Source organism: Streptomyces yongxingensis, from assembly GCF_055597465.1.
In genome coordinates, this window is the sequence record NZ_CM145717.1 from 3,226,464 (window position 1) to 3,248,884 (window position 22,421).

The 22,421-nt window shown below is 73.5% G+C and carries 7 protein-coding genes; 3 read left to right on the forward strand and 4 right to left on the reverse strand.

Annotated elements, in window-relative coordinates; genetic code table 11:
• Positions 1-173 precede the first annotated feature (173 nt).
• Complete coding sequence (locus tag ACZ6TD_RS13570; RefSeq protein ID WP_471353879.1) at positions 174-3,380, forward strand: alpha-mannosidase; 3,207 nt, start codon at positions 174-176, stop codon at positions 3,378-3,380.
• Between the two features lie 104 nt (positions 3,381-3,484).
• Here the strand turns inward: ACZ6TD_RS13570 and ACZ6TD_RS13575 are convergent, their stop codons facing one another.
• The 3 genes from ACZ6TD_RS13575 to ACZ6TD_RS13585 all read right to left on the reverse strand — a co-directional run bounded on the left by ACZ6TD_RS13575 (position 3,485) and on the right by ACZ6TD_RS13585 (position 9,113).
• Positions 3,485-5,227 (reverse strand): pyruvate dehydrogenase, encoded by a 1,743-nt coding sequence (locus ACZ6TD_RS13575; RefSeq protein ID WP_471353880.1) that lies wholly within the window; start codon positions 5,225-5,227, stop codon positions 3,485-3,487.
• A 100-nt stretch (positions 5,228-5,327) separates the two neighbouring features.
• Positions 5,328-6,383 (reverse strand): protein phosphatase 2C domain-containing protein, encoded by a 1,056-nt coding sequence (locus tag ACZ6TD_RS13580; RefSeq protein WP_471353882.1) that lies wholly within the window; start codon positions 6,381-6,383, stop codon positions 5,328-5,330.
• 1,278 nt (positions 6,384-7,661) lie between these two features.
• Positions 7,662-9,113 carry a dihydrolipoyl dehydrogenase family protein gene (locus ACZ6TD_RS13585; RefSeq protein ID WP_471353883.1) on the reverse strand — a complete coding sequence of 484 codons (1,452 nt, stop codon included), beginning with the start codon at positions 9,111-9,113 and terminating at the stop codon, positions 7,662-7,664.
• A 203-nt stretch (positions 9,114-9,316) separates the two neighbouring features.
• Between ACZ6TD_RS13585 and ACZ6TD_RS13590 the strand changes: the two genes are divergently transcribed.
• Positions 9,317-9,715: a PPOX class F420-dependent oxidoreductase gene (locus ACZ6TD_RS13590; RefSeq protein ID WP_471353885.1), complete on the forward strand. Its 399-nt coding sequence runs from the start codon at positions 9,317-9,319 to the stop codon at positions 9,713-9,715.
• Between the two features lie 119 nt (positions 9,716-9,834).
• On the opposite strand, the gene rsgA is transcribed toward ACZ6TD_RS13590, so the two are convergent.
• The gene (gene rsgA / locus ACZ6TD_RS13595) at positions 9,835-10,944 is read right to left on the reverse strand and encodes a ribosome small subunit-dependent GTPase A (protein WP_471353887.1); all 1,110 of its coding nucleotides are present in this window, start codon (positions 10,942-10,944) and stop codon (positions 9,835-9,837) included.
• A 402-nt stretch (positions 10,945-11,346) separates the two neighbouring features.
• Between rsgA and ACZ6TD_RS13600 the strand changes: the two genes are divergently transcribed.
• Positions 11,347-22,356: a type I polyketide synthase gene (locus tag ACZ6TD_RS13600; protein ID WP_471353888.1), complete on the forward strand. Its 11,010-nt coding sequence runs from the start codon at positions 11,347-11,349 to the stop codon at positions 22,354-22,356.
• The last annotated feature ends 65 nt before the right edge of the window (positions 22,357-22,421 follow it).

Genomic DNA, 22,421 nt, shown 5'->3' on the forward strand with positions numbered 1-22,421 from the left:
CAGGCTGACGCTTCATCCTCCCCCGCCCCGGCCGCCCCCTGACGGCGGCCAGCGTCGAATGTCGTCGAACACGCTCACGGAAATGCATGCCCGCGTGTGGGCCCCCACACACCGAGGGAAATGTTGGGAGTGATCCGCTGAGTGATCCCCCGAGCTCGAGCCGAGGAGCCGTGATGCACGACGACCGACCACTGGTGGAGGGGCGCCTGGACCGCGCGCTGCGCCAGTTCATCAGGCCCGCCCAGTACACGGCCCGGGTGCCGCTCGCCCTCTCCGCGTGGCGCACCCCCGGTGAGCCGGTGCCGGTCGCGGAGGCGCTGGCGGGCAGCTACGAGCCGTTCGCCACCGGCACGGACTGGGGCAGCCCGTGGTCGACCTGGTGGTTCCGGCTGGAGGGTGCGGTGCCCGAGGGCTGGGCGGGCCGGCGGGTGGAGGCCGTCATCGACCCGGGCTTCACCGACGACGCCCCGGGGTTCCAGGCCGAGGGGCTGGTGTACGACGCGGAGGGGGTGCCGATCAAGGGCATCCATCCGCGCAACCGCCACATCCCCGTAGCCGCCCCGGCGGCCGGTGGCGAGCCCGTACGGCTGCTGCTGGAGGCCGCCGCCAACCCGTCCGTGCTGCGCGACGGCTTCGTCCCGACCCGGCTGGGTGACGTGCTGACCGCCGGGGACGAGCCGCTGTACCGTTTCGCCTCGGCCGAGCTGGCCGTCCTCGACGAGACCGTCTGGCATCTGGTCCTGGACATCGAGGTGCTCTCGGAGCTGATGCACGAGCTGCCGGAGGACCGGCCGCGCCGCCACGAGATCCTGCGCGCCCTGGAGAACGCGCTGGACGCGCTCGACCTCCACGACGTCCCCGGCACCGCGGCCGCCGCCCGCGCCGAGCTGACCGACGCGCTCGGCCGTCCCGCGCACTCCAGCGCGCACCGGGTCTCGGCGGCCGGACACGCCCACATCGACTCGGCGTGGCTGTGGCCGCTGCGCGAGACGGTGCGCAAGGCGTCCCGCACCTTCGCCAACGTCACCGCGCTCGCGGGCGAGTACCCGGAGCTGGTCTTCGCCTGCTCGCAGGCGCAGCAGTACGCCTGGGTCAAGGAGCACCAGCCGCATATCTGGGAGCGGATCAAGAAGGCGGTGGCGGACGGCAACTGGGCGCCGGTGGGCTCGATGTGGGTCGAGTCGGACGCCAATATGCCCGGCGGTGAGGCGCTGGCCCGGCAGATCGTGCACGGCAAGCGGTTCTTCCTGGAGGAGCTGGGGGTGGACACCGAGGAGATCTGGCTGCCGGACTCCTTCGGCTACACGGCCGCCTTCCCGCAGCTCGCCAAGCTGGCGGGGGTGAAGTGGTTCCTCACCCAGAAGCTGTCGTGGAACCAGTCCAACAAGATGCCGCACCACACCTTCTGGTGGGAGGGCATCGACGGCACCCGGGTCTTCACCCACTTCCCGCCGGTGGACACCTACAACGCACAGTTCAGTGCCTCCGAACTCGCCCACGCCGAGCGGAACTTCGCCGACAAGGGGCTGGCCACGCGCTCGCTGGTGCCCTTCGGCTACGGCGACGGCGGTGGCGGCCCCACCCGCGAGATGCTGGAGAAGGCGCGGCGGCTCGCCTCCCTGGAGGGCTCGCCGACCGTCGAGATCCAGCCACCTTCGGTGTTCTTCACCGAGGCCGAGCGGGAGTACGGGGCCAAGGCGCCGGTGTGGTCGGGCGAGCTGTATCTGGAGCTGCACCGGGCCACGTACACCACCCAGGCCAAGACCAAGCAGGGCAACCGGCGCGGCGAGCATCTGCTGCGGGAGGCCGAGCTGTGGGCCACGGCCGCCGCGCTGCACACGCCCGGCTACGCCTATCCGTACGACGAGCTGGACCGGATCTGGAAGACGGTGCTGCTGCACCAGTTCCACGACATCCTGCCGGGCTCGTCCATCGCCTGGGTGCACCGCGAGGCGCGGGACACCTACGAGATGGTGTTCGCCGAGCTGGAGGAGATCATCGCGGGGGCGGTGGCCGCGCTGGGCGGCGGCGGGCCCGCGGTGCTCAACGCCTCGCCGTACGAGCGCGAGGAGATCGCCGTCCTGGACGCGCGGACGGCGGCCGCCCTGCCGTCCGGGGCCCCGGTCCAGCCGCTGGGCGAGGGCCGTACGGCGGTCGCGGTACGGGTCGCCGGGCTGGGCGCGGCACCCCTGGGGACCGCCCCGCAGGCGCCCGCCGCCGCCGGCGGCGCACCCCATGGGGCGCCGCCGGTGACCGCCCTGAGCGACGGCCAGTCCATCGTCCTGGACAACGACCGGCTGCGGGTGACCATCGACGCCGAGGGGCTGCTCACCTCGGTGCTGGACCTGGACGCGAGCCGCGAGGTGCTGGCCCCCGGCGCCCGCGGCAACCTCCTCCAGCTCCACCCCGACCACCCCAACCACTGGGACGCCTGGGACATCGACCGGCACTACCGCCGCAGCCACACCGATCTGACCGACGCCGAGTCCGTGGAGCTGATCGAGTCCGGTCCGCTGCGCGCCACGGTCCGGGTCATACGGTCCTTCGGCGCCTCCCGCATCACCCAGGAGCTGACGCTGGCCGCGGGCAACCGCCGCCTCGACATCGCCACGGAGGTGGACTGGCAGGAGTCGGAGAAGGTCCTCAAGGCGGCGTTCCCGCTGGACATCCACGCCAAGGTGTCCACCGCGGAGATCCAGTTCGGCCATGTGGACCGCGCCACCCACACCAACACCAGTTGGGACGCGGCCCGGTTCGAGATCTGCGCCCACCGCTGGCTGCGGGTGGCCGAGCCCGGGTACGGGACGGCGGTGCTCAACGACTCCACGTACGGCCACGATGTGACCCGTACGGCGCATGACGGGGGCGCGGGCACGGACGCGGGCACGGACGGGAGCACAGGCGGGGGCACGGGCGAGGGCGAGGTGCTGGGCACCACCGTGCGGCTCACCCTGCTGCGCGCCCCGCACAGCCCCGACCCGGAGACCGACCTGGGCGTCCACCGCTTCCGCTACGCCCTGCTGCCGGGCGCGGGCGTCGCCGAGGCGGTCGCCGAGGGACTCGCCCTCAACCTGCCGCTGCGCACCCTCCCCGCAGGACCGGCCGAGCGGGCGCCGCTGGTGTCCGTGGACAACCCCGCGATCACGATCGAGTCGGTCAAGCTCGCGGAGGACCGCAGCGGCGATGTGGTGGTGCGGCTGTACGAGTCCCAGGGCGGCCGGGCGGCGGGCACGCTGGTCACCGGCTTCCCGGTGCTCGGGGCGGAGGTGACGGACCTGCTGGAGCGCCCGCTGCACGAGGCGGCCACGGGCCCGGGCGGACTGGCCCTGGCACTGCGCCCGCACCAGATCCTGACGTTGCGGCTGCGGCCGGTGCGGTGAGGGGCTGAGCAGGGATGTGGCCAGGTGGCCGGGGGCGGCTGACCGCCCCCGGCCACCCGGGGCCCGGAGACTGAGCCCGGCGGGCCCAGGCGCCTGGAGGCCGGTCAGGGGCGCGGTACGTTGCGGAGGTTCGAGCGGGCCATTTGGAGCATCTTGCCGACGCCCCCGTCCAGCACCATCCTGCTGGCCGAGAGCGCGAAGCCGGTCACCATCTCCGCCTTGATCTTGGGTGGGATGGACAGCGCGTTGGGGTCCGTGACGATGTCCAGGAGCGCGGGGCCCTTGTGGTGGAGTGCGGCGCGCAGCGCGGACCGCAGGCGCTTGGGCTTCTCCACCCGCTCGCCGTACACCCCGGCGGCGCGAGCGATCTGCGCGAAGTCGGGGTTGTGGTAGGCCGTGCCGTGCGAGGGCAGGCCCGAGACCAGCATCTCCAGCTCGACCATGCTCAGCGCGGAGTTGTTGAACAGGATCACCTTCACCGGCAGGTCGTACTGGACGAGGGTGAGGAAGTCGCCCATCAGCATGGTGAACCCGCCGTCGCCGGACATCGAGATCACCTGGCGGCGGCGGTCCATGAACTGGGCGCCGATCGCCTGCGGCAGCGCGTTGGCCATCGAGCCGTGGGTGAAGGAGCCGATCATCCGGCGGCGGCCGTTCGGGGACAGATAGCGGGCGGCCCATACATTGCACATCCCGGTGTCCACGGTGAAGATCGCGTCATCGGCGGCCTCCTCGTCCAGCACCGAGGCCACGAACTCCGGGTGGATCGGGATGTGCTTGTCGACCCTGCGGGTGTACGCCTTGACCACGCCCTCCAGCGCGTCGGCGTGCTTCTTCAGCATGCGGTCGAGGAAGCGGCGGTCGGTCTTGGGACGCACCTTCGGCGTCAGACAGCTCAGCGTCTCCCGGACGTCGCCCCAGACGGCGAGGTCCAGCTTGGAGCGGCGGCCGAGGTGTTCGGCGCGGACGTCCACCTGCACGGTCCGCACATCGGCGGGCAGGAAGGCGCCGTACGGGAAGTCGGTGCCCAGCAGGATCAGCAGATCGCATTCGTGGGTGGCCTCGTACGCCGCGCCGTAGCCGAGCAGACCGCTCATGCCGACGTCGTACGGGTTGTCGTACTGGATCCACTCCTTGCCGCGCAGGGCGTGCCCCACCGGCGCCTTCAGCAGCTCCGCGAAGGCCATCACCTCCTCGTGCGCCCCGGCGCAGCCCCGGCCGCAGAAGAGCGTCACCCGCTCCGCCTCGTTGACCATGCGGGCGAACCGGTCGATCTCCGCGTCGCCCGGACGCACCGTGGGCCGGGACGTCACCAGGGCGTGCTCCTCCGCGCGCTCGGGCGCCGGGCGGGCGGCGATGTCCCCGGGGAGGGCCACCACGCTGACCCCGCTGCGGCCGATCGCGTGCTGGACGGCGGTCTGCAGGACGCGGGGCATCTGCTGGGGGTGGGAGATCAGCTCGCAGTAGTGGCTGCACTCCTGGAACAGCCGCTCGGGGTGGGTCTCCTGGAAGTAGCTGGTGCCGATCTCGCTGCTGGGGATGTGCGAGGCGAGCGCGATGACCGGGGCCATGGAGCGGTGGGCGTCGTAGAGCCCGTTGATCAGATGGACGTGCCCGGGGCCGCAGGAGCCCGCGCAGGCGGCGAGGGAGCCGGTGAGCTGCGCCTCGGCACCGGCGGCGAAGGCGGCGGTCTCCTCGTGCCGGACCTGGATCCAGTCGATCGCGGCGTTGCGGCGGACCGCGTCCACCACGGGGTTGAGGCTGTCGCCGACCACGCCGTACAGCCGCCGCACACCGGCGCGCACCAGGATGTCCACGTATTGCTCCGCCACGGTCTGCTTGGCCATCGCGCGCCCTCATCCCTCTCGCGTCGTCCAGGGTCGATGGGATCGGTGGCGCTTGTCCGCCACCGTGTGCCTTTCGTCCATCAACCCATGGACGGCGCGCTTACGCCTCCCAGACGGCGGCCGCCGTACGGTCGTCGGCGTAGCCCTTCACCCCGGTCTGGGTGTCGGCGAGGAACGCGGCGAGGCCCGGCGCCTCCGCCGTGTCCCAGCGTTCGGCCAAGCGATCGGCGAGGGCGGCCTCACCGCGCAGGGGCTCGGCGAGGCCCGCGCTGCACAGCAGAAGGGTGTCGCCCGGCCGGGCGACGGAGGCCCGGAACCGGAACGGCCCGTGGACGGGCTCTGACTCGGGCTCTGACTCGGGCTCTGACTCGGACTCGGGCTCGGACTCGGGCTCGGGGGGCTGCTGAGGGCGCTGGGGCTCTTGGGTCGGTCGCTGGACGGGCGGACGACCACTCCCATAGCCGATGACGGGTCCGCCGACGGTGTCCCGCTCGCCCCCGGCGGGTTCCAGGTCCTGCCAGACACCGTCCCGCAGCCGGAAGAGCCCACCGTCGCCGACGCCGAAGAACACCCGGGTACGGCAGGCCGGATGCGCCGGGAGCAGGAGGCAGCGCACCGACGCGGTGTGGTCGGCGGGGGCGAGGCCGCGTACGGTCGCGCCGGCGCGCAGCCGCCCGTAGGCACGGTCGGTGAGCCGGTGCAGCCCGGAGCTGAGGGCGCCGCGGTTGGCGGTGTGGATGTCCTCCGTCAGCCGGGCCTGATTGCGGCCGACCGCCCCGGCGATCCACTCGCACAGCTCACGCGCCACCCGATGCGCCCCCGGGGCCGCCCGCCGCCCGCTCGCCACGGCCACGAGGAGAAGGGCGCTGTCCCCGGTCCCGAACCGCACCGCGAGCAGCGCATCGCGCCGCGGCTCGCCCCGATAGCGGGCCAAGTCCCCGCGCGACGACGCGGCCCGCAGCGTCAGCGTGCCGTACCGGGCGCCCTCGATCACGGTGTCGGGGACCACGTCCCGGAGATCCTCCGGATCGGTGACGGGAAGCGTGGTCGGCTCGGTCTCGTACGTGGGCGGCTCGTCCCCGACGTACGAGGCGGCCGCGGCCCGCCAGGGCCGCGACGGATCGGCCTGCAACGCGGCCTCCGGCGGAGGCGGCACCCCGGCACCACGCGGACCCGACGATGGCGCGGGCGACCCCGGCACCCCGGCGCGCCTGGGCGGGCCGGCCGAGCTGGTGGGCCCGGGCGCACCCGCCGGGCTACTGCGTCCGGGCCCGCTTCCCGGACTGCTGCGTCCGGGCCCACTTCCCGGGCTCGTGGGTCCAGGCGCGCCCGCCGGGCTTGCGGGCCCAGGCGCGCTCCACCAGCTCGCGGATCCGGGCGCACCCGCCGGGCTTGCGGGCCCTGGCGCGCTCCCCGGGCCCGTGGGTCCGGGCGCACTTCCCGAGCCGGTCCGTCCGGGCGCGCCCGCCGGGCCCGGACGCCCCGGTGCGTCGCTCGGATCCGCGCGGCCGGGTGCGTCTCCCGGATCCGCGCCGCCCTGTGCGGCACCGGCTCCCGCGCCGCCCCACGCGGCACCCGACCCCGTGCGCCCCGGCCCGGCACCGGAACCCCCGCGGCCCTCGGTGGGCGGTACGGCGCCCGGTCCCGCGTTGCCGCCCGCCGAGGGCGATGCGGCGTCGGACCCCGCGCGGTCCTGGGTGGGCAGTGTGGCACCGGGCTCCTCGTCGGCGGGAGATCGCCACCCCTGCGGGCCACCTCCGGCGTCGGCGTCGGAGCCCGGGGCGGCACCGCCCGGCTCCCCCGTCCGCGGGCCCCAGGGGGCGCCCGCGGCCGGTCTCTGGTCACTGGCGTCCTCGTCGCCGGCGAGCGTGCGGGAGGCCGAATCGAACCGCTCGTCCACGGAGTCGGAGGCCGCAGCGGGCCCCGCGTCGGCACGACGTGGGTCGTACAACTCGCCCCACCAGTCGTCCTCATGACGGCGTCGGTCGCCCTGCTGGCTCATCCCCACATTGTCCACAGGGAGGCTCCACGGGAACACCACGCGCTGACCGGCGCGAGGCCCGCCCAAGATCCGCTCAAGCCGACCAGAGCGCGCTCAGCCGTTGGGCCCCAGGAGCCCGGCCCTGGCATACCGCCCGCCCCTGAGTCCGGGGCGGAGCTCCGGAGACGAGCCGCTGCTCGCGCCCGACGCGAGGCGCGAACGCGGCCGGAGGCAAACCCGAGCGGCAGGGAGTGAAACCCCGCGAGCCGAGGGCCGGGAGGTCAGGCCCGGCGCCGAGAGCCAGGGCCGGGCCCGAGAGCCAGGGCCGGGCCCGAGAGCCGGGGTCGGGAGCCAGGGCCGGGGCTGTGCTGCAAGCCGGGACCGGGACCAGGGCCGGGACCAGGGCCGAGGCCAAGGCCGCCAGGCGGCCGGGGCCCGAGCGGCTCCGCGCTCTCACCCCCTGTACGCCTCCAGCAGCCGCAGCCAGATCTCGCTGATCGTGGGGAACGACGGCACCGCGTGCCAGAGACGGTCGATGGGGACCTCGCCCGCTACCGCCACCGTCGCCGAGTGGAGCAGTTCGCTGACCCCTGGGCCCACGAAGGTGACGCCGATCAGGTGGCCCCGGTCCAGGTCGACGACCATGCGGGCGCGGCCGCGGTAGCCGTCGGCGAACAGCACCGCGCCCTCGACCTGGCCCATGTCGTAGTCGACGACGCGGATGCTGCGGCCCTCGGACTCGGCCTGCTCCGCGGTCAGCCCGACCGCGGCGACCTCCGGGTCGGTGAAGACGACCTGCGGTACGGCCGCCTCGTCCGCGGTCGTCGCGTACGCGCCCCAGCGGCTCGTGTCCAGCCGCTCGACGCCCCGCGCGCGTGCCCCGATCGCCGCGCCCGCGATGCGCGCCTGGTACTTGCCCTGGTGGGTGAGGAGCGCCCGGTGGTTGATGTCGCCCGCCGCGTACAGCCAGCCGTCGGGGACGTCCTTCACCCGGCAGGTCTCGTCGACCGTCAGCCAGCCGCCCGGTTCGAGGCCCACCGTCTCCAGCCCCAGATCCGCGGTGTGCGGGGCGCGCCCGGTGGCGAAGAGCACCTCGTCCGCCTCGAGCTGCTCCCCGCTCTCCAGGGTCACCGTGACCGGTCCTTCCGCCCCGCCCGGCCGGGCGAGCCCCTTCACCGACGTACCGGTGCGGATCTCGGCCCCGGCCTCCCTCAGCGTCTCGGCGACCAGCTCGCCCGCGAACGGCTCGATCCGGGCCAGCAGCCCGGAGCCGCGCACCAGCACGGTGACGCGCGAGCCGAGGCCGCACCAGGCCGTGGCCATCTCGGCGGCCACCACACCACCACCCACGATGATCAGCCGGTCCGGCACCGTGGAGGAGCTGGTGGCCTCCCGGCTGGTCCAGGGCCGGGCCTCGGCGATCCCGGGCATGTCGGGCAGCGCGGCCCGGGTGCCGGTGCAGACGGCCACGGCGTGGCGGGCGGTGAGGGTCCGCTCCTCGCCGCCGGATCCGTCCGGCGGCGTCACCGCGACCCGCCGCGGCCCGACCAGCCGCCCATGGCCGCGCACCAGGTCGATCCCGGCCGACTCCAGCCAGGTGAGCGCACCGTCGTCCTTCCAGTTGCCGACCTGCTTGTCGCGGTGGGCGAAGACATCGGCCGCCGCCAGCGATCCCCCGACCGCCTCCCGCAGCCCGGGCACCTGGCGTGCCTCGGCCCGCGCGAGCACCGGGCGCAACAGCGCCTTACTGGGGACGCAGGCCCAGTACGAACACTCACCACCGACCAGCTCACGCTCCACGATCACCGTGGAGAGCCCGGCGGCGCGGGTCCGGTCGGCCAGATTCTCACCGACCGGGCCCGCGCCCAGCACGATGACGTCGTACTCGTCCGTGGCCTGATTCATCGCAACCCGCTCTCTCGCTCGTATCACCGTCGCAGGGCCCCCAGGGGCCTCGCAGGGCCATCGTGGCGTCGAGTTACCGCGCACAGCCACCCCAATCGGCGTTTCGGCCGAGCGCTCTCGGCATCGCGAGGCCCGGGTCCCGCGTCCCCTGCGTACGGGGCGCGGCCGCTGCGTAAGGGGCGCGGCCGCGCGACAGTGATCGCATGACTGTTTTCACCGAACCCGAGATCGGCTATCTCAGATCGCAGCGGATCGGCCGGCTGGCCACCGTGGACGCGCAGGGCCAGCCGCAGGCGAACCCGGTGGCGTTCTTCCTCAACGAGGACGGCACGGTCGACATCGGCGGCTACGCCATGGGCAGGACGAAGAAGTGGCGCAACACCGGGACGCATCCGAAGGTGGCGCTGGTCGTCGACAGCCTGGTGAGCGAGCAGCCGTGGATGGTGTGCGGAGTGGAGATCCGCGGCGAGGCGGAGCGGCGCACGGGGCCGCATGACCTCGGCGCCCAGCTGAGCGACGAGGTCATCCGGATCCATCCGCGCTGGGTGCACAGCTGGGGTCTGGAGGACGTGCCCGGGGCCACGACCCGGAGCGTGAGCTGACCGGGGCCGGTCTCGGTTTCGGCCCCGAGCCGGACCCGACAGGCACGGTGGCCTCCGGACCGGACGGGGCCCGGACCTGACGGGTATCCCCATCGGGTTGCCCCGTCCGGCGCGTACCGCTACCGCCCGCGCATCGGCCCCCGCTTGCGCTCCATCATGTGGCGGCCGAGCGCCTGCCGCTGCTTCCAGTCCCGGCGCAGCTCGGCGCGCAGCCGCGCGTCCGTACGGGCCGCGAGCCGCTCGTTCTCGCGGAGCAGCTTGCGGTAGCTCTCCAGCCGCCGCTCCGGCAGCGAGCCGTCGTCGATCGCGGCGAGCACCGCGCACCCCGGTTCGGCCCGGTGGGCGCAGTCGGGGAAGCGGCACCGCTCGGCGAGCTCCTCGATCTCGGCGAACGCCCGCGCGACACCGCCCTCGGCGTCCCACAGCCCCACCCCGCGCAGCCCCGGGGTGTCGATCAGCACCCCGCCCGAGGGCAGGGGCAGCAGATCGCGGGTGGTCGTGGTGTGCCGCCCCTTGCCGTCGCTGTCGCGGATCGCCCGTACGTCCTGGACGGCCTCGCCCACCAGCGCGTTCGCCAGCGTGGACTTGCCCGCGCCGGACTGGCCGAGCAGCACGGAGGTGCCGGGGGCGAGCAGGGCGCCCAGCTCGTCCAGCCCCTCCCCCGTCGCGGAACTCACCGGCAGCACCCGCACACCGGGCGCCGCCGTCTCGGTGTCGGACACCAGATGGGCCAGGGTGTCCGGGTCGGGCACCAGATCGGCCTTGGTGAGGACGAGCAGCGGCTGGGCGCCGCTCTCCCAGGCCAGCGCGGTGAACCGCTCCACCCGCCCCAGGTCGAGCTCGGCGGCGAGGGAGACGGCGATGACGGCGTGGTCGGCGTTGGCCGCCAGCACCTGGCCGTCCGAGCGCTTGGAGGAGGTGGACCGTACGAGGGCGGTACGGCGCGGCAGCAGCGTACGGACGTACGCCGGATCGCCCTCGGCGTCCACGGCGGCCCAGTCGCCGGTGCACACGATCCGCATCGGGTCGCGCGGCGTCACCAGCTCGGTGTCGGCCCGTGCCAGGCCGCTCGGCGTGACCAGATCGCACTGGCCGCGGTCCACCCGGATCACCCGGCCGGGCACCAGGCCCTGTGCGGCGTACGGGGCGAACGCCTCCGCCCAGCCGTCGTCCCAGCCATAGGCGGCGAGGGAGTACGGAGACGCGGAGTCGGAGGAAGTGCTGAACACGGAGGAAACCCTTCGAAGGGCGGCCTCCGAAGAGGGGTCAGCCGGAGACCGCGGGGGTGGAAATGAGGAACTCCTGAACGCGAGCGGCGCTCGCCACCGAGACCGTCATCAATGTCCTCACCTCCTGCTTTCCTCAACGCGCGGCAACGCGGGCCAACACGGCCCGCACGGAACGGGGAAACCGTAGCCCATCCCCGCACGGGGCGCCATCCATTTTTCTTTCGCCGAAAACGAAGGGCCGCCTTCAACCGCCTTGTGACCAGGGGCACCTGTCCTCGGACAGCGACGCCCGAACATGCTTGCGCACCTGTCCGACGCTGAGGTACCTTCGCGGCAGTTGATCTTTGTTTTTCACGCGCGATAAATGGGTCAGGTCACCAGGTCACGGGGGAGTGTACCTAGTTGTCCACAGTCGCCGATTCGCCATGGCATCACGATGTCCATGATTCGGTAGCGGTCATCGGTTTCTCTTGTCGTTTACCGGGGGCCAGGACGCCCGAGGAATTCTGGCGTCTGCTCAGCGAGGGCGGGGACGCGGTCACTTCCGTACCGGAAGACCGATGGACTCCGCGCCAATCCGACGGCGGGTCCGGGGCCGGAGCCGGAGCCGAAGCGGGGACGGAATTCGGCGCCTTCCTCGACGCGGTGGACCACTTCGACGCCGACTTCTTCGGCATATCGCCGCGCGAGGCCGCCGCCATGGACCCCCAGCAGCGGCTGATGCTCGAACTGGGCTGGGAAACCCTGGAGGACGCGGGCCTCACCCCGGCCCGGCTCGCCCAAGGGCGGACGGGGGTGTTCGTCGGCGCCATCAACGACGACTACGCCACACTGCTGCGGCGGCACGGCGGCGACTCCGCGGTCACCCATCACACTCTGACCGGCCTCCAGCGCGGCATGATCGCCAACCGGCTCTCGTATCTGCTGGGCACCCGCGGCCCCAGCATGGTGGTGGACTCGGGCCAGTCGTCCTCGCTGGTCGCGGTGCACACGGCCTGCCAGAGCCTGCGCAACGGCGAATGCGACACCGCGCTCGCGGGCGGTGTCCACCTCAATCTCGCGTACGACGGCGCGCTGAGCGCCGCACGCTTCGGCGGGCTCTCCCCCGACGGCACATGCTTCACCTTCGACGCCCGGGCCAACGGCTTCGTCCGGGGCGAAGGCGGCGGTCTGGTGCTGCTCAAACCCCTCGCCCGCGCGCTCGCCGACGGCGACCGGATCCATGGGGTGCTGCGCGGCGGCGCGGTCAACAACGACGGCGGCGGGGACAGTCTCACCACCCCCAGCCGGACCGCCCAGGCGGAGGTGTTGCGCCGGGCGTACGCCGCGGCCGGGGTCGGCCCCGACGAGGTGCAGTACGTCGAACTGCACGGCACCGGCACGCCCGTCGGCGACCCCATCGAGGCGGCGGCGCTGGCCGAGGCGATCGGCGCCGCGCGGACGAAGGACCGTCCGCTGCTGGTGGGGTCCGCCAAGACGAACGTGGGCCATCTGGAAGGGGCCGCGGGGATCACCGGCCTGATCAAGGCCCTGCTCTCCCTGAAGGCGGCGCATCTCCCGCCCAGCCTCAACTTCCGCTCCCCCAACCTCGCGATTCCGCTGGAGGAGTGGAATCTGCGGGTGCAGACCGAGCTGTCGGCGTGGCCGCGCCCGGAGGCGCCGCTGATCGCCGGGGTGTCGTCGTTCGGCGTCGGCGGGACCAACGCCCATGTCGTCGTGGAGCGGGCCCCGGTGGGCTCACTCGCCACGAGTGCGGCCGAAGGCGTTGCGGGCGCGTGGGGTGGTGACGTACTGCCGTGGGTGATCTCGGGCCGGACACCGGCCGGGGTGCGGGCGCAGGCGGCCCGGTTGCGGTCGTTCGTGGCGGGCGGTTCGACGGACGGCTCGGCGGACGGTTCCGCGGACGGCGACGTCTCCCCCGCCGATATCGGATGGTCGCTCGCCGAGCACCGGACGGCCCTGGAGCACCGTGCCGTGGTGGTGGCCGGGGACCGCGAGGGGTTCCTCGCCGGGCTGGACGCGCTGGCCTCCGGTGAGCCGTCCGCCCAGGTGGTCAATGGGGTGGCCGGCGAGTCGGACACGGGTCCGGTGTTCGTCTTCCCGGGGCAGGGCTCCCAGTGGGTCGGCATGGCCGCCGAACTGCTCGACGCCTCACCCGTGTTCGCCGAATCCATCGACCGCTGCGCCCGGGCCCTGGCCCCGCACACCGACTGGGACCTCCTCGAGGTCCTGCGAGAGGCCGAGGACGGCGCCGCGCTGGAGCGCGCGGAGGTGTTGCAGCCCGCGCTCTGGGCCGTGATGGTCTCACTGACGCGGGTGTGGCGTTCGTTCGGTGTCGTCCCGTCGGCCGTCGTGGGCCACTCGCAGGGCGAGATCGCGGCCGCGTGCGTGGCCGGAGCGCTGTCGCTGGAGGACGGTGCCCGGCTGATCGCCGTACGCAGCCGGATCGCGGGGGCGCTGATCGGCCGGGGCGGTCTCGCGTCCATCGGCGCGTCGGAGGAGCGGGCGGCCGAGCTGCTCGCGGACCGGGACGACGTCTGGATCGCCGCGGTCAACGGCCCCGGCGCGACGGTGGTCGGGGGCGGCCCGGAGGGGCTGGCCGAGGTCACGGCCAGGGCGGAGGCCGCCGGGCTGCGTCACCACACGGTGGCCACGGCGTACGCCTCGCACACCCCGCATGTCGAGGCGATCCGCGAGGAGTTCCTGCGGCTCGCGGCGCCGATCGCCCCGCGCGCCGGGGACATTCCGATGTATTCGACCGTCACCACCGCCCCCATCGCGGGCGAGGCGCTGGACGCCGAGTACTGGTACCGCAACCTCCGCGAACAGGTCCGCTTCCACGACACCGTCCAGAACCTGATCGCGGATGGCAACTCCCTCTTCCTGGAGAGCAGTTCGCACCCGGTGCTCACCACCGCCGTCCAGGACACGGGCGGTCTCGCCGTCGGCACCCTGCGCCGGGGCGAGGGCGGCACCCAGCGGCTGCTGCTCTCGCTGGCCGAGCTGTGGGTGCGGGGAACCGCCCCGGACTGGGAGCGGGTGTTCGCCGGGACCGGCGCCCGCCGGACCGAGCTGCCCGGCCGTGCCTTTCAGCGGCGACGCCACTGGTTCGACACCGTGGCGTCCACGGCGGCCACGGATGTCGCGCCGGGAGCCGCGGGCGCCCCGGGGGCCGTGGGCCGTGATGTGGTTCATCAGGTGCGGGCCCAGGCCGCCGCCGTCCTCGGACATACGACGGTGGCCGAACTCGACCCCGGACGGACCTTCAAGGACCTCGGCTTCGACTCGATCTCCCTCAGCGATCTGTGCAACCGCGTCAACGCCACGCTGGGCACCCGCCTCTCCCCCGCCGCGCTCTTCAGCCACCCGACCCCGGCGAGGCTCGCGGAACACCTCGCCGCCACCGCCGCCGGTCCTTCCTCCCCCTCCGCCCCGGAGGTCGCCACCGGCGCCGACGAGCCGATCGCCATCATCGCGATGAGCTGCCGCCTCCCCGGTGGGGTGCGCTCCCCGGAGGACCTGTGGCGGCTGGTGGCGGACGGACGGGACGCCATCTCGCCGTTCCCGGACGACCGCGGCTGGGATCTGGAGCGGCTGCACGGCACCGAGGGCGCCGGCAGCAGCTTCGCCCGGAGCGGTGGATTCATCGACGGGGCCACGGACTTCGACGCCCGCTTCTTCGGTATCTCCCCGCGCGAGGCCCTGGCGATGGACCCCCAGCAGCGGCTGCTGCTGGAGACCTCGTGGGAGCTGCTGGAACGGGCGGGCATCGCGCCCGACGCGCTGCGCGCCACCCGTACCGGTGTGTTCGTCGGCACCATGGACCAGGAGTACGGGCCACGGCTGCACGAGGCACCGGAGGCGGTGGACGGCTATCTCCTCACCGGCAAGACCGCCAGTGTCGCCTCCGGCCGTATCGCCTATCTGCTCGGGCTCACCGGGCCCGCCATCACCCTGGACACGGCCTGCTCGTCATCGCTGGTGGCCCTGCACCTGGCGGTGCAGTCGCTGCGGCGGGGGGAGTCCTCGCTGGCCCTGGCCGGTGGGGTCACCGTCCTCAACACCCCGGGAATCTTCACCGAGTTCAGCCGCCAGGGCGGGCTGGCCCGCGACGGCCGGTGCAAGGCGTTCGCGGCCGGGGCCGATGGCACCGGTATGGCGGAGGGCGTGGGGCTTCTGCTGGTGGAGCGGCTGTCCGACGCCCGCCGCAACGGCCATCGGGTGCTCGGCGTGATCCGTGGCACGGCGGTCAACCAGGATGGCGCCTCCAACGGCCTCACCGCGCCCAACGGCCTCTCCCAGGAGCAGGTGGTCCGGCAGGCGCTGGCGGACGCGGGCGTGTCGGCGTCCGATGTGGATGTGATCGAGGCGCACGGCACGGGCACCGCGCTCGGCGACCCGATCGAGGCACAGGCGCTGCTCGCCACGTACGGCCGGGACCGGCCCGCCGACCGGCCCGCGCTGCTGGGATCGGTGAAGTCCAACATCGGCCACACCCAGGCGGCGGCCGGAGTCGCGGGCGTCATCAAGACGATCATGGCGATGCGCCACGGTGTCGTCCCCGCCACGCTGCATGTGGACGAGCCGACGCCGCACGTGGACTGGGCCTCCGGTGGTGTGGAGCTGGTGGCGGAGGAGCGCCCGTGGCCGGAGGCCGGACGGGCGCGGCGGGCCGGAGTCTCGTCGTTCGGCATCAGCGGGACCAACGCCCATGTGGTCCTGGAAGGGGCCCCACCGGCCCCCGTCCCCGCCCCCTCCCGCGCCCCTCGTCCCGCCAATCGGCTCGTCGAGACGGAGGGTGTGCTGCCGTGGGTGGTGTCGGGCCGGTCGCCCGCCGCGCTGCGGGCGCAGGCGGCCCGGCTGGGTGCGTTCGCCGCCGCTTCCGACGCCACACCGTCGGACATCGCGTACGCGCTGGCGACGCGGCGGGCCGCCATGGAACACCGTGCGGTGGTGGTGGCCGGGGACCGGGACGACTTCCTGGCCGGGCTGGACGCGATCGCCTCCGGTGAGCCCTCCGCTCATGTGGTCACTGGGGTGGCCGCCGGGTCGGCCGCCGGTCCGGTGTTCGTCTTCCCGGGTCAGGGGTCGCAGTGGGTGGGCATGGCGGCCGAACTGCTCGACGTCTCGCCCGTGTTCGCCGAGTCCATCGACCGCTGCGCCCAGGCACTGACCCCGCATATCGACTGGGATCCGCTCGATGTGCTGCGGGCGACCGGGGACGACGCGTTGGACCGAGTGGATGTGGTCCAGCCCGCCCTCTGGGCCGTCATGGTGTCCTTGGCCCAGGTGTGGCGTTCGCTCGGCATCGAGCCCTCCGCCGTCATCGGCCACTCCCAGGGCGAGATCGCGGCGGCGTGTGTGGCCGGTGTGCTCTCGTTGGAGGACGGCGCACGGCTGGTGGCCCTGCGCAGCCGCCTCATCGCGCGGGAACTGGCCGGACACGGCGGCATGGTCTCCCTCGCCACCTCCGCCGACCAGGCACACGACCTGCTGACCGGCCACGACGACGTCTGGATCGCCGCAATCAACGGCCCCTCCTCCACCGTCATCGCCGGGAGCCCCACCGGACTCGCCGAGGCCACGGCACGGGCCGAGGCCGCCGGGATCCGGACCCGTGCGATCGCCGTCGACTACGCGTCCCACACGCCGCACGTCGAACACATCCGCGAGCAACTCCTTGAGCTCGCCGCACCCATCACCCCCCGCGCCGGCGACATCCCCCTGTACTCCACCGTCACCGCGACCCCCATCGACGGCGGGACCCTCGACGCCGAGTACTGGTACCGCAACCTCCGCGAGCGGGTCCGCTTCCACGACACGCTGCGGACTTCGCTGGCCGACGGTCGCACCCTCTTCCTGGAGTCCAGCCCCCACCCCGTCCTCACCACCGCCGTCGAGGAGACCGGCCACGCCACCGACCAGCCCGTGCTCGCCACCGGCACCCTGCGCCGCGACCACGGTGGCGTCCGGCAGCTCCTCAGCGCCCTCGCCATCCTGTGGGCCCATGGCGTGGCCCCCGACTGGACGGAGGTGTTCGCACCCGGCGGTGACACCCCCGTCGATCTGCCCACCTACGCCTTCCAGCGCGAGCGCTACTGGCTCGCGCCCGTCGGCCCCGGCTCCGCCCTGCGGGTCGAGCTGCCGTCCGCCACCGTGGCCACCGAGGGGCCCGAGGCGCTCGACGGCTTCGCGCGCCGGGTGGCCGAAGCGGCCGAGGGCGCGCCACGGCTGCGGGTGGTGCTGGACGAGGTGTGCCGCCACGCGGCCGCCGTGCTGGGGCTGGCCTCGGTGGACGAGGTGGAGACGCGGAAGGTCTTCCGGGACCTCGGCTTCGACTCGCTGACCGCCGTGGAGCTGCGGAACCGGCTGGCCGGGGCGACGGGCGTGGCGCTCGCGCCGTCCGTCGTCTTCGACCATCCGACGCCCCTGGCACTGGCCCGGCATCTGCTGGACCGGATCGCGGGCGGGGACGCCGCCGGAACGGGCCCGTACGCGCCGGGCGCCGTCGCGCCGGTCGTGCCGGGGGCGGCCGCCCTGGACGAGCCGATCGCGATCGTCGCCACGGGCTGCCGTTTCCCCACGGGCGTACGGTCGCCCGAGGACCTGTGGCGGCTGCTGCTGTCCGACCAGGACACGCTCTCCGCGTTCCCGGCGGACCGCGGCTGGGATCTGGACGCGCTCTACCACCCCGATCCCGAACGCCCCGGCAGCAGCTATGTCCACGAGGGCGGATTCCTCCCGGACGCCGCCGACTTCGATGCCTCCTTCTTCGGCATCTCGCCGCGCGAGGCGATGGCGATGGATCCCCAGCAGCGGCTGTTGCTGGAGACCTCCTGGGAGGCGCTGGAACACGCGGGCATCGACCCGCTGTCGCTGCGCTCCAGCCGCACCGGGGTGTTCATCGGTCTCGTACCGCACGGCTACGGCGGTGAGGGCGCCGACACCGAGGGGGCCGAGGGCTATCTCTTCACCGGAGCGGCGGGAAGCGTGGCATCGGGCCGGATCGCCTACAGCTTCGGGCTGACCGGACCGGCCGTCACGGTGGACACGGCGTGTTCGTCCTCGCTGGTGGCACTGCATCTGGCCGTACAGGCGCTGCGCAACGGTGACTGCGGCATGGCGCTCGTGGGCGGCGCCTCGGTGATCTCCACACCGGGTGTGTTCACCGAGTTCAGCCATCAGCGCGGGCTCGCCCCCGACGGCCGCTGCAAGCCCTTCGCGGCGGCGGCGGACGGCACCGCGTGGGCGGAGGGCGTGGGCGTGCTGCTGGTCGAACGGCTGTCGGAGGCCCGCCGCAACGGCCACCAGGTGCTGGCCGTCATCCGTGGCACGGCGGTCAACCAGGACGGTGCCTCGAACGGCCTCACCGCGCCCAACGGCCCCGCCCAACAGGCCGTCATCCGGCAGGCGTTGGCGAACGCACGTCTCACGCCGTCCGATGTGGACGTGATCGAGGCACACGGGACCGGTACGGCGCTGGGAGACCCCATCGAGGCGCAGGCACTGCTCGCCACGTACGGCCAGGGCCGATCCGCCGAACGTCCCGCGCTGCTGGGCTCGATGAAGGCCCACGTCGGCCACACCGGCGCGGCGGCCGGGGTCGCGGGCCTCATCAAGATGGTGCTGGCCCTGCGCCACGGTGTCGTTCCCCGCACCCTGCATGTGGACGAGCCGACGCCGCAGGTGGATTGGGATTCCGGCGCGGTGCGGCTGGTGACGGAGACTACGGCCTGGCCCGAGGCGGAACGGGCACGGCGCGCGGCGGTGTCGTCGTTCGGAGTCAGCGGCACCAACGCCCATGTGATTCTGGAAGCGGCCCCGGCGGCGGACACCACCTCCCGGTCCGTGCCCACGGACGGTGTGCTGCCGTGGGTGATCTCGGCGCGTTCGGAGGTCGCGCTACGGGCGCAGGCAGCGCAGTTGCGCGCGTTCGTGGCCACGAGCGATCGGCATCTCGCCGACATCGGCTGGACGCTGGCACGGCACCGGGCCGCGCTGGAGCACCGCGCGGTGGTCGTGGCCGCCGACCGGGACACCTTCCTGGCCGGGCTGGACGCCATCGCCACCGGTGAGCCCGCCGCCCATGTGGTCAGCGGAGTGGTTTCGGGCGAGCCACCGTCCGGTGCGGTGTTCGTCTTCCCGGGTCAGGGGTCGCAGTGGGTCGGCATGGCCGCCGAACTGCTCGAATCGTCAGCGGTGTTCGCCGAGTCGATCGGCCAATGCGCCCGAGCTCTCGCTCCGCATGTCGACTGGGATCCGCTCGATGTGCTGCGGGCGACCGGGGACGACGCGTTGGACCGGGTGGATGTGGTCCAGCCCGCCCTCTGGGCCGTCATGGTGTCCTTGGCCCAGGTGTGGCGTTCGTTCGGCATCGAGCCCTCCGCCGTCATCGGCCACTCCCAGGGCGAGATCGCCGCGGCGTGTGTGGCCGGTGTGCTCTCGTTGGAGGACGGCGCACGGCTGGTGGCCCTGCGCAGCCGCCTCATCGCGCGGGAACTGGCCGGACACGGCGGCATGGTCTCCCTCACCGCCTCCGCCGACCAGGCACACGACCTGCTGACCGGCCACGACGACGTCTGGATCGCCGCAATCAACGGCCCCTCCTCCACCGTCATCGCCGGAAGCCCCGCCGGGCTCACCGACGTCATGGCGCAAGCGGAGGCCACCGGGATCCGGGCCCGTGCGATCGCCGTCGACTACGCCTCCCACACCCCCCACGTCGACCGCGTCCGGGAACAGCTCCTCCAACTCGCCGCACCCATCACCCCCCGCGCCGGCGACATCCCCCTGTACTCCACCGTCACCGCCACCCCCCTCAACGGCGAAACCCTCGACGCCGAGTACTGGTACCGCAACCTCCGCCAAACCGTCCGCTTCCACGACACCCTCCACACCCTCCAAGCCCACGGCCACACCCTCTACCTCGAAACCAGCCCCCACCCCGTCCTCACCACCGCCATCCAAGAAACCAACACCCACGCCACCGGCACCCTCCGCCGCGACCACGGCGACACCCAACAACTCCTCACCTCCCTCGCCACCCTCTGGACCCACGGCCTCACCCCCACCTGGCCCACCATCCTCACCCCCACCACCCCCACCCCCACCAACCTCCCCACCTACCCCTTCCAACGCCACCACTACTGGCTGGACTCCGCAGCCCCCGGCCGACACCGCGCCGACGCCACAACGGGTTCAGACCCGCACACCGGTTTCTGGGAGGCCGTGGAGCGCGAGGACCTGGAAGGGCTGGCTCGGACCCTGCGGCTGGAGGAATCCCAGGCGGAGTTGACGACCCTGCTGCCCGCGCTGTCGGCGTGGCATCGACGGCAGAGCGCGGCGTCCACGATGGACGCGTGGCGGTATCGCGAGGGCTGGAAGCCGCTGCCCGACACCACCGCGCCCACGCTGTCCGGCACCTGGCTCGTCGTCCTGGCGCCCGACCAGAAGGACGATGCGCTGTACGAGGCGGTCGCCACGGCGCTGGACCGGCACGGGGCCACGGTGGAAACGGTGGTCGTGGCGCCCGACGATCCGCGCCGCTGGGCCGACACTCTGGCCAGCCTCACCGCACACGCCACGGCGCGCCCCACCGCACCCGTCGTCGGCGTGCTCTCGCTGCTCGCCCGCGACGAGGCCGCCGGGCCGCACCGCACCCTGCGGCTGATCCAGGGCCTTGAGGCGGCAGGGCTGTTCGCGCCGCTGTGGTGTGTCACCCAGGGCGCGGTGTCCGTCGGCGACCACGACCCGCTGACCGGCCCGGCGCAGGCGCTGGTCTGGGGCCAGGGCCGGGTGGCGGCACAGGAACTCGCCACCCGCTGGGGCGGGTTGGTGGATCTGCCTCAGGAGCTGGACGAACGGACCACGACCCGGCTCTGCGCCGTACTGGCCGCCGACAGCCACGAGGACCAGGTCGCGGTCCGCGCCACCGGGATCCTCGGACGCCGTATCGTCAGGGCACCGCGCCTCCGCGATGTGCTCGATGACGGCTGGTCCCCCGGCCCGGGTACGGTCCTGATCACCGGTGGCACCGGGGCCCTCGGCAGCCAGGTGGCCCGTCGGCTCGCGGCCCGTGGCGCCGAGCACCTGCTGCTCGTCAGCCGTCGCGGGGCCACCGCGCCGGGGGCGGCCGAACTGGTGGCCGAGCTGACCGCCTCCGGGGCCAAGGCGACCGTGGCGGCCTGCGATGTCGGGGACGCCGACGCGCTCCGCGCGCTCCTGGCCTCGATTCCGGCCGCGTACCCGCTGACCTCGGTATTCCACACGGCGGCCGTCCTGGACGACGCCGCCATCACCTCCCTCACCCCCGAGCAGGTGGACCGCGTGCTGCGGGTGAAGGCCGATGCGGCGTGGCGGCTGCACGAGCTGACCCGGGACCTGGAGCTGTCCGCGTTCGTGCTGTTCTCCTCCCTGGCGGGCACCGTGGGCATGGTGGGTCAGGGCAACTACGCGCCCGCCAACGCCTACATGGATGCCCTGGCTCGCCACCGCCGCGCACAGGGCCTGGTGGCCACCTCCGTGGCCTGGGGTTCCTGGGCGCAGGGCGGTATGGCCGAACGGGACGCGGTGACCGAGTTGCGGCTGCGCCATGGCATACCGCTGCTGCCGCCGGAGTCGGCGCTCCTCGCGCTGGAGGCGGCACTGGCGGACGACGAAACGGCTCTGGTGATCGCCGATATCGACTGGGACCGCTTCGCCCACGCCTACACCGCCGCCCGCCCCAGCCACCTCCTCGATGAGATCCCCGAGGCCCGGCGGGCGCTCGGCGCGGCCGAGGGTGCGGGGGCCGGGGCGCCGGGCGGCGGCAGCGGTACGGGCGGTACGGGCGGTACGGTGGCGGCCTTGCGCGACCGGCTCGCCGACGCGAAGCCCGAGGAGCGCGACCGGCGGCTCCTCGAGGCCGTACGCGGCCAGGTGGCCGCCGTCCTCGGCCATCACTCGGCCGAGGCCGTGGGCACCAGACGGCCGTTCCTGGAGCTCGGCCTGGACTCGGTCACCGCGGTGGAGCTGCGCAACCGGCTCGGGAGCGTCACGGGGCTCCGGCTGCCCGCCACCGTGATCTTCGACTTCCCGACCGTGGCCGAGCTCGTCGACTATCTGCACACCCAGCTCTTCACCGGCATCGACGACGGCCCGGACGGCGACGGCCCAGCGGCCACCGGCGATGGCACCACCGAACTCGACCGCCTGGAACGGCTGTTGGGCACGCTGCCGAGCGACGCCCCCGCCCGTTCCGAGATCGCCGACCGGCTGCGCCGACTGCTCCGGTCCGTCGTGGACGCCATGGACTCCGTCGGCAATGTGGACACCGTGGACAGCGCCGAGGAGCCGGTGACATCCGACGATCTCGAAGCGGCCACCAACGACGAGCTCTTCGACTACATCGAGAAGGAGTTCGGGATCTCCTGATCCCTTGCCGCCCGGCCCGCTGACCACCCGGTCCTTCCGCCCTCCCCACCTCCCACCGCCGACTT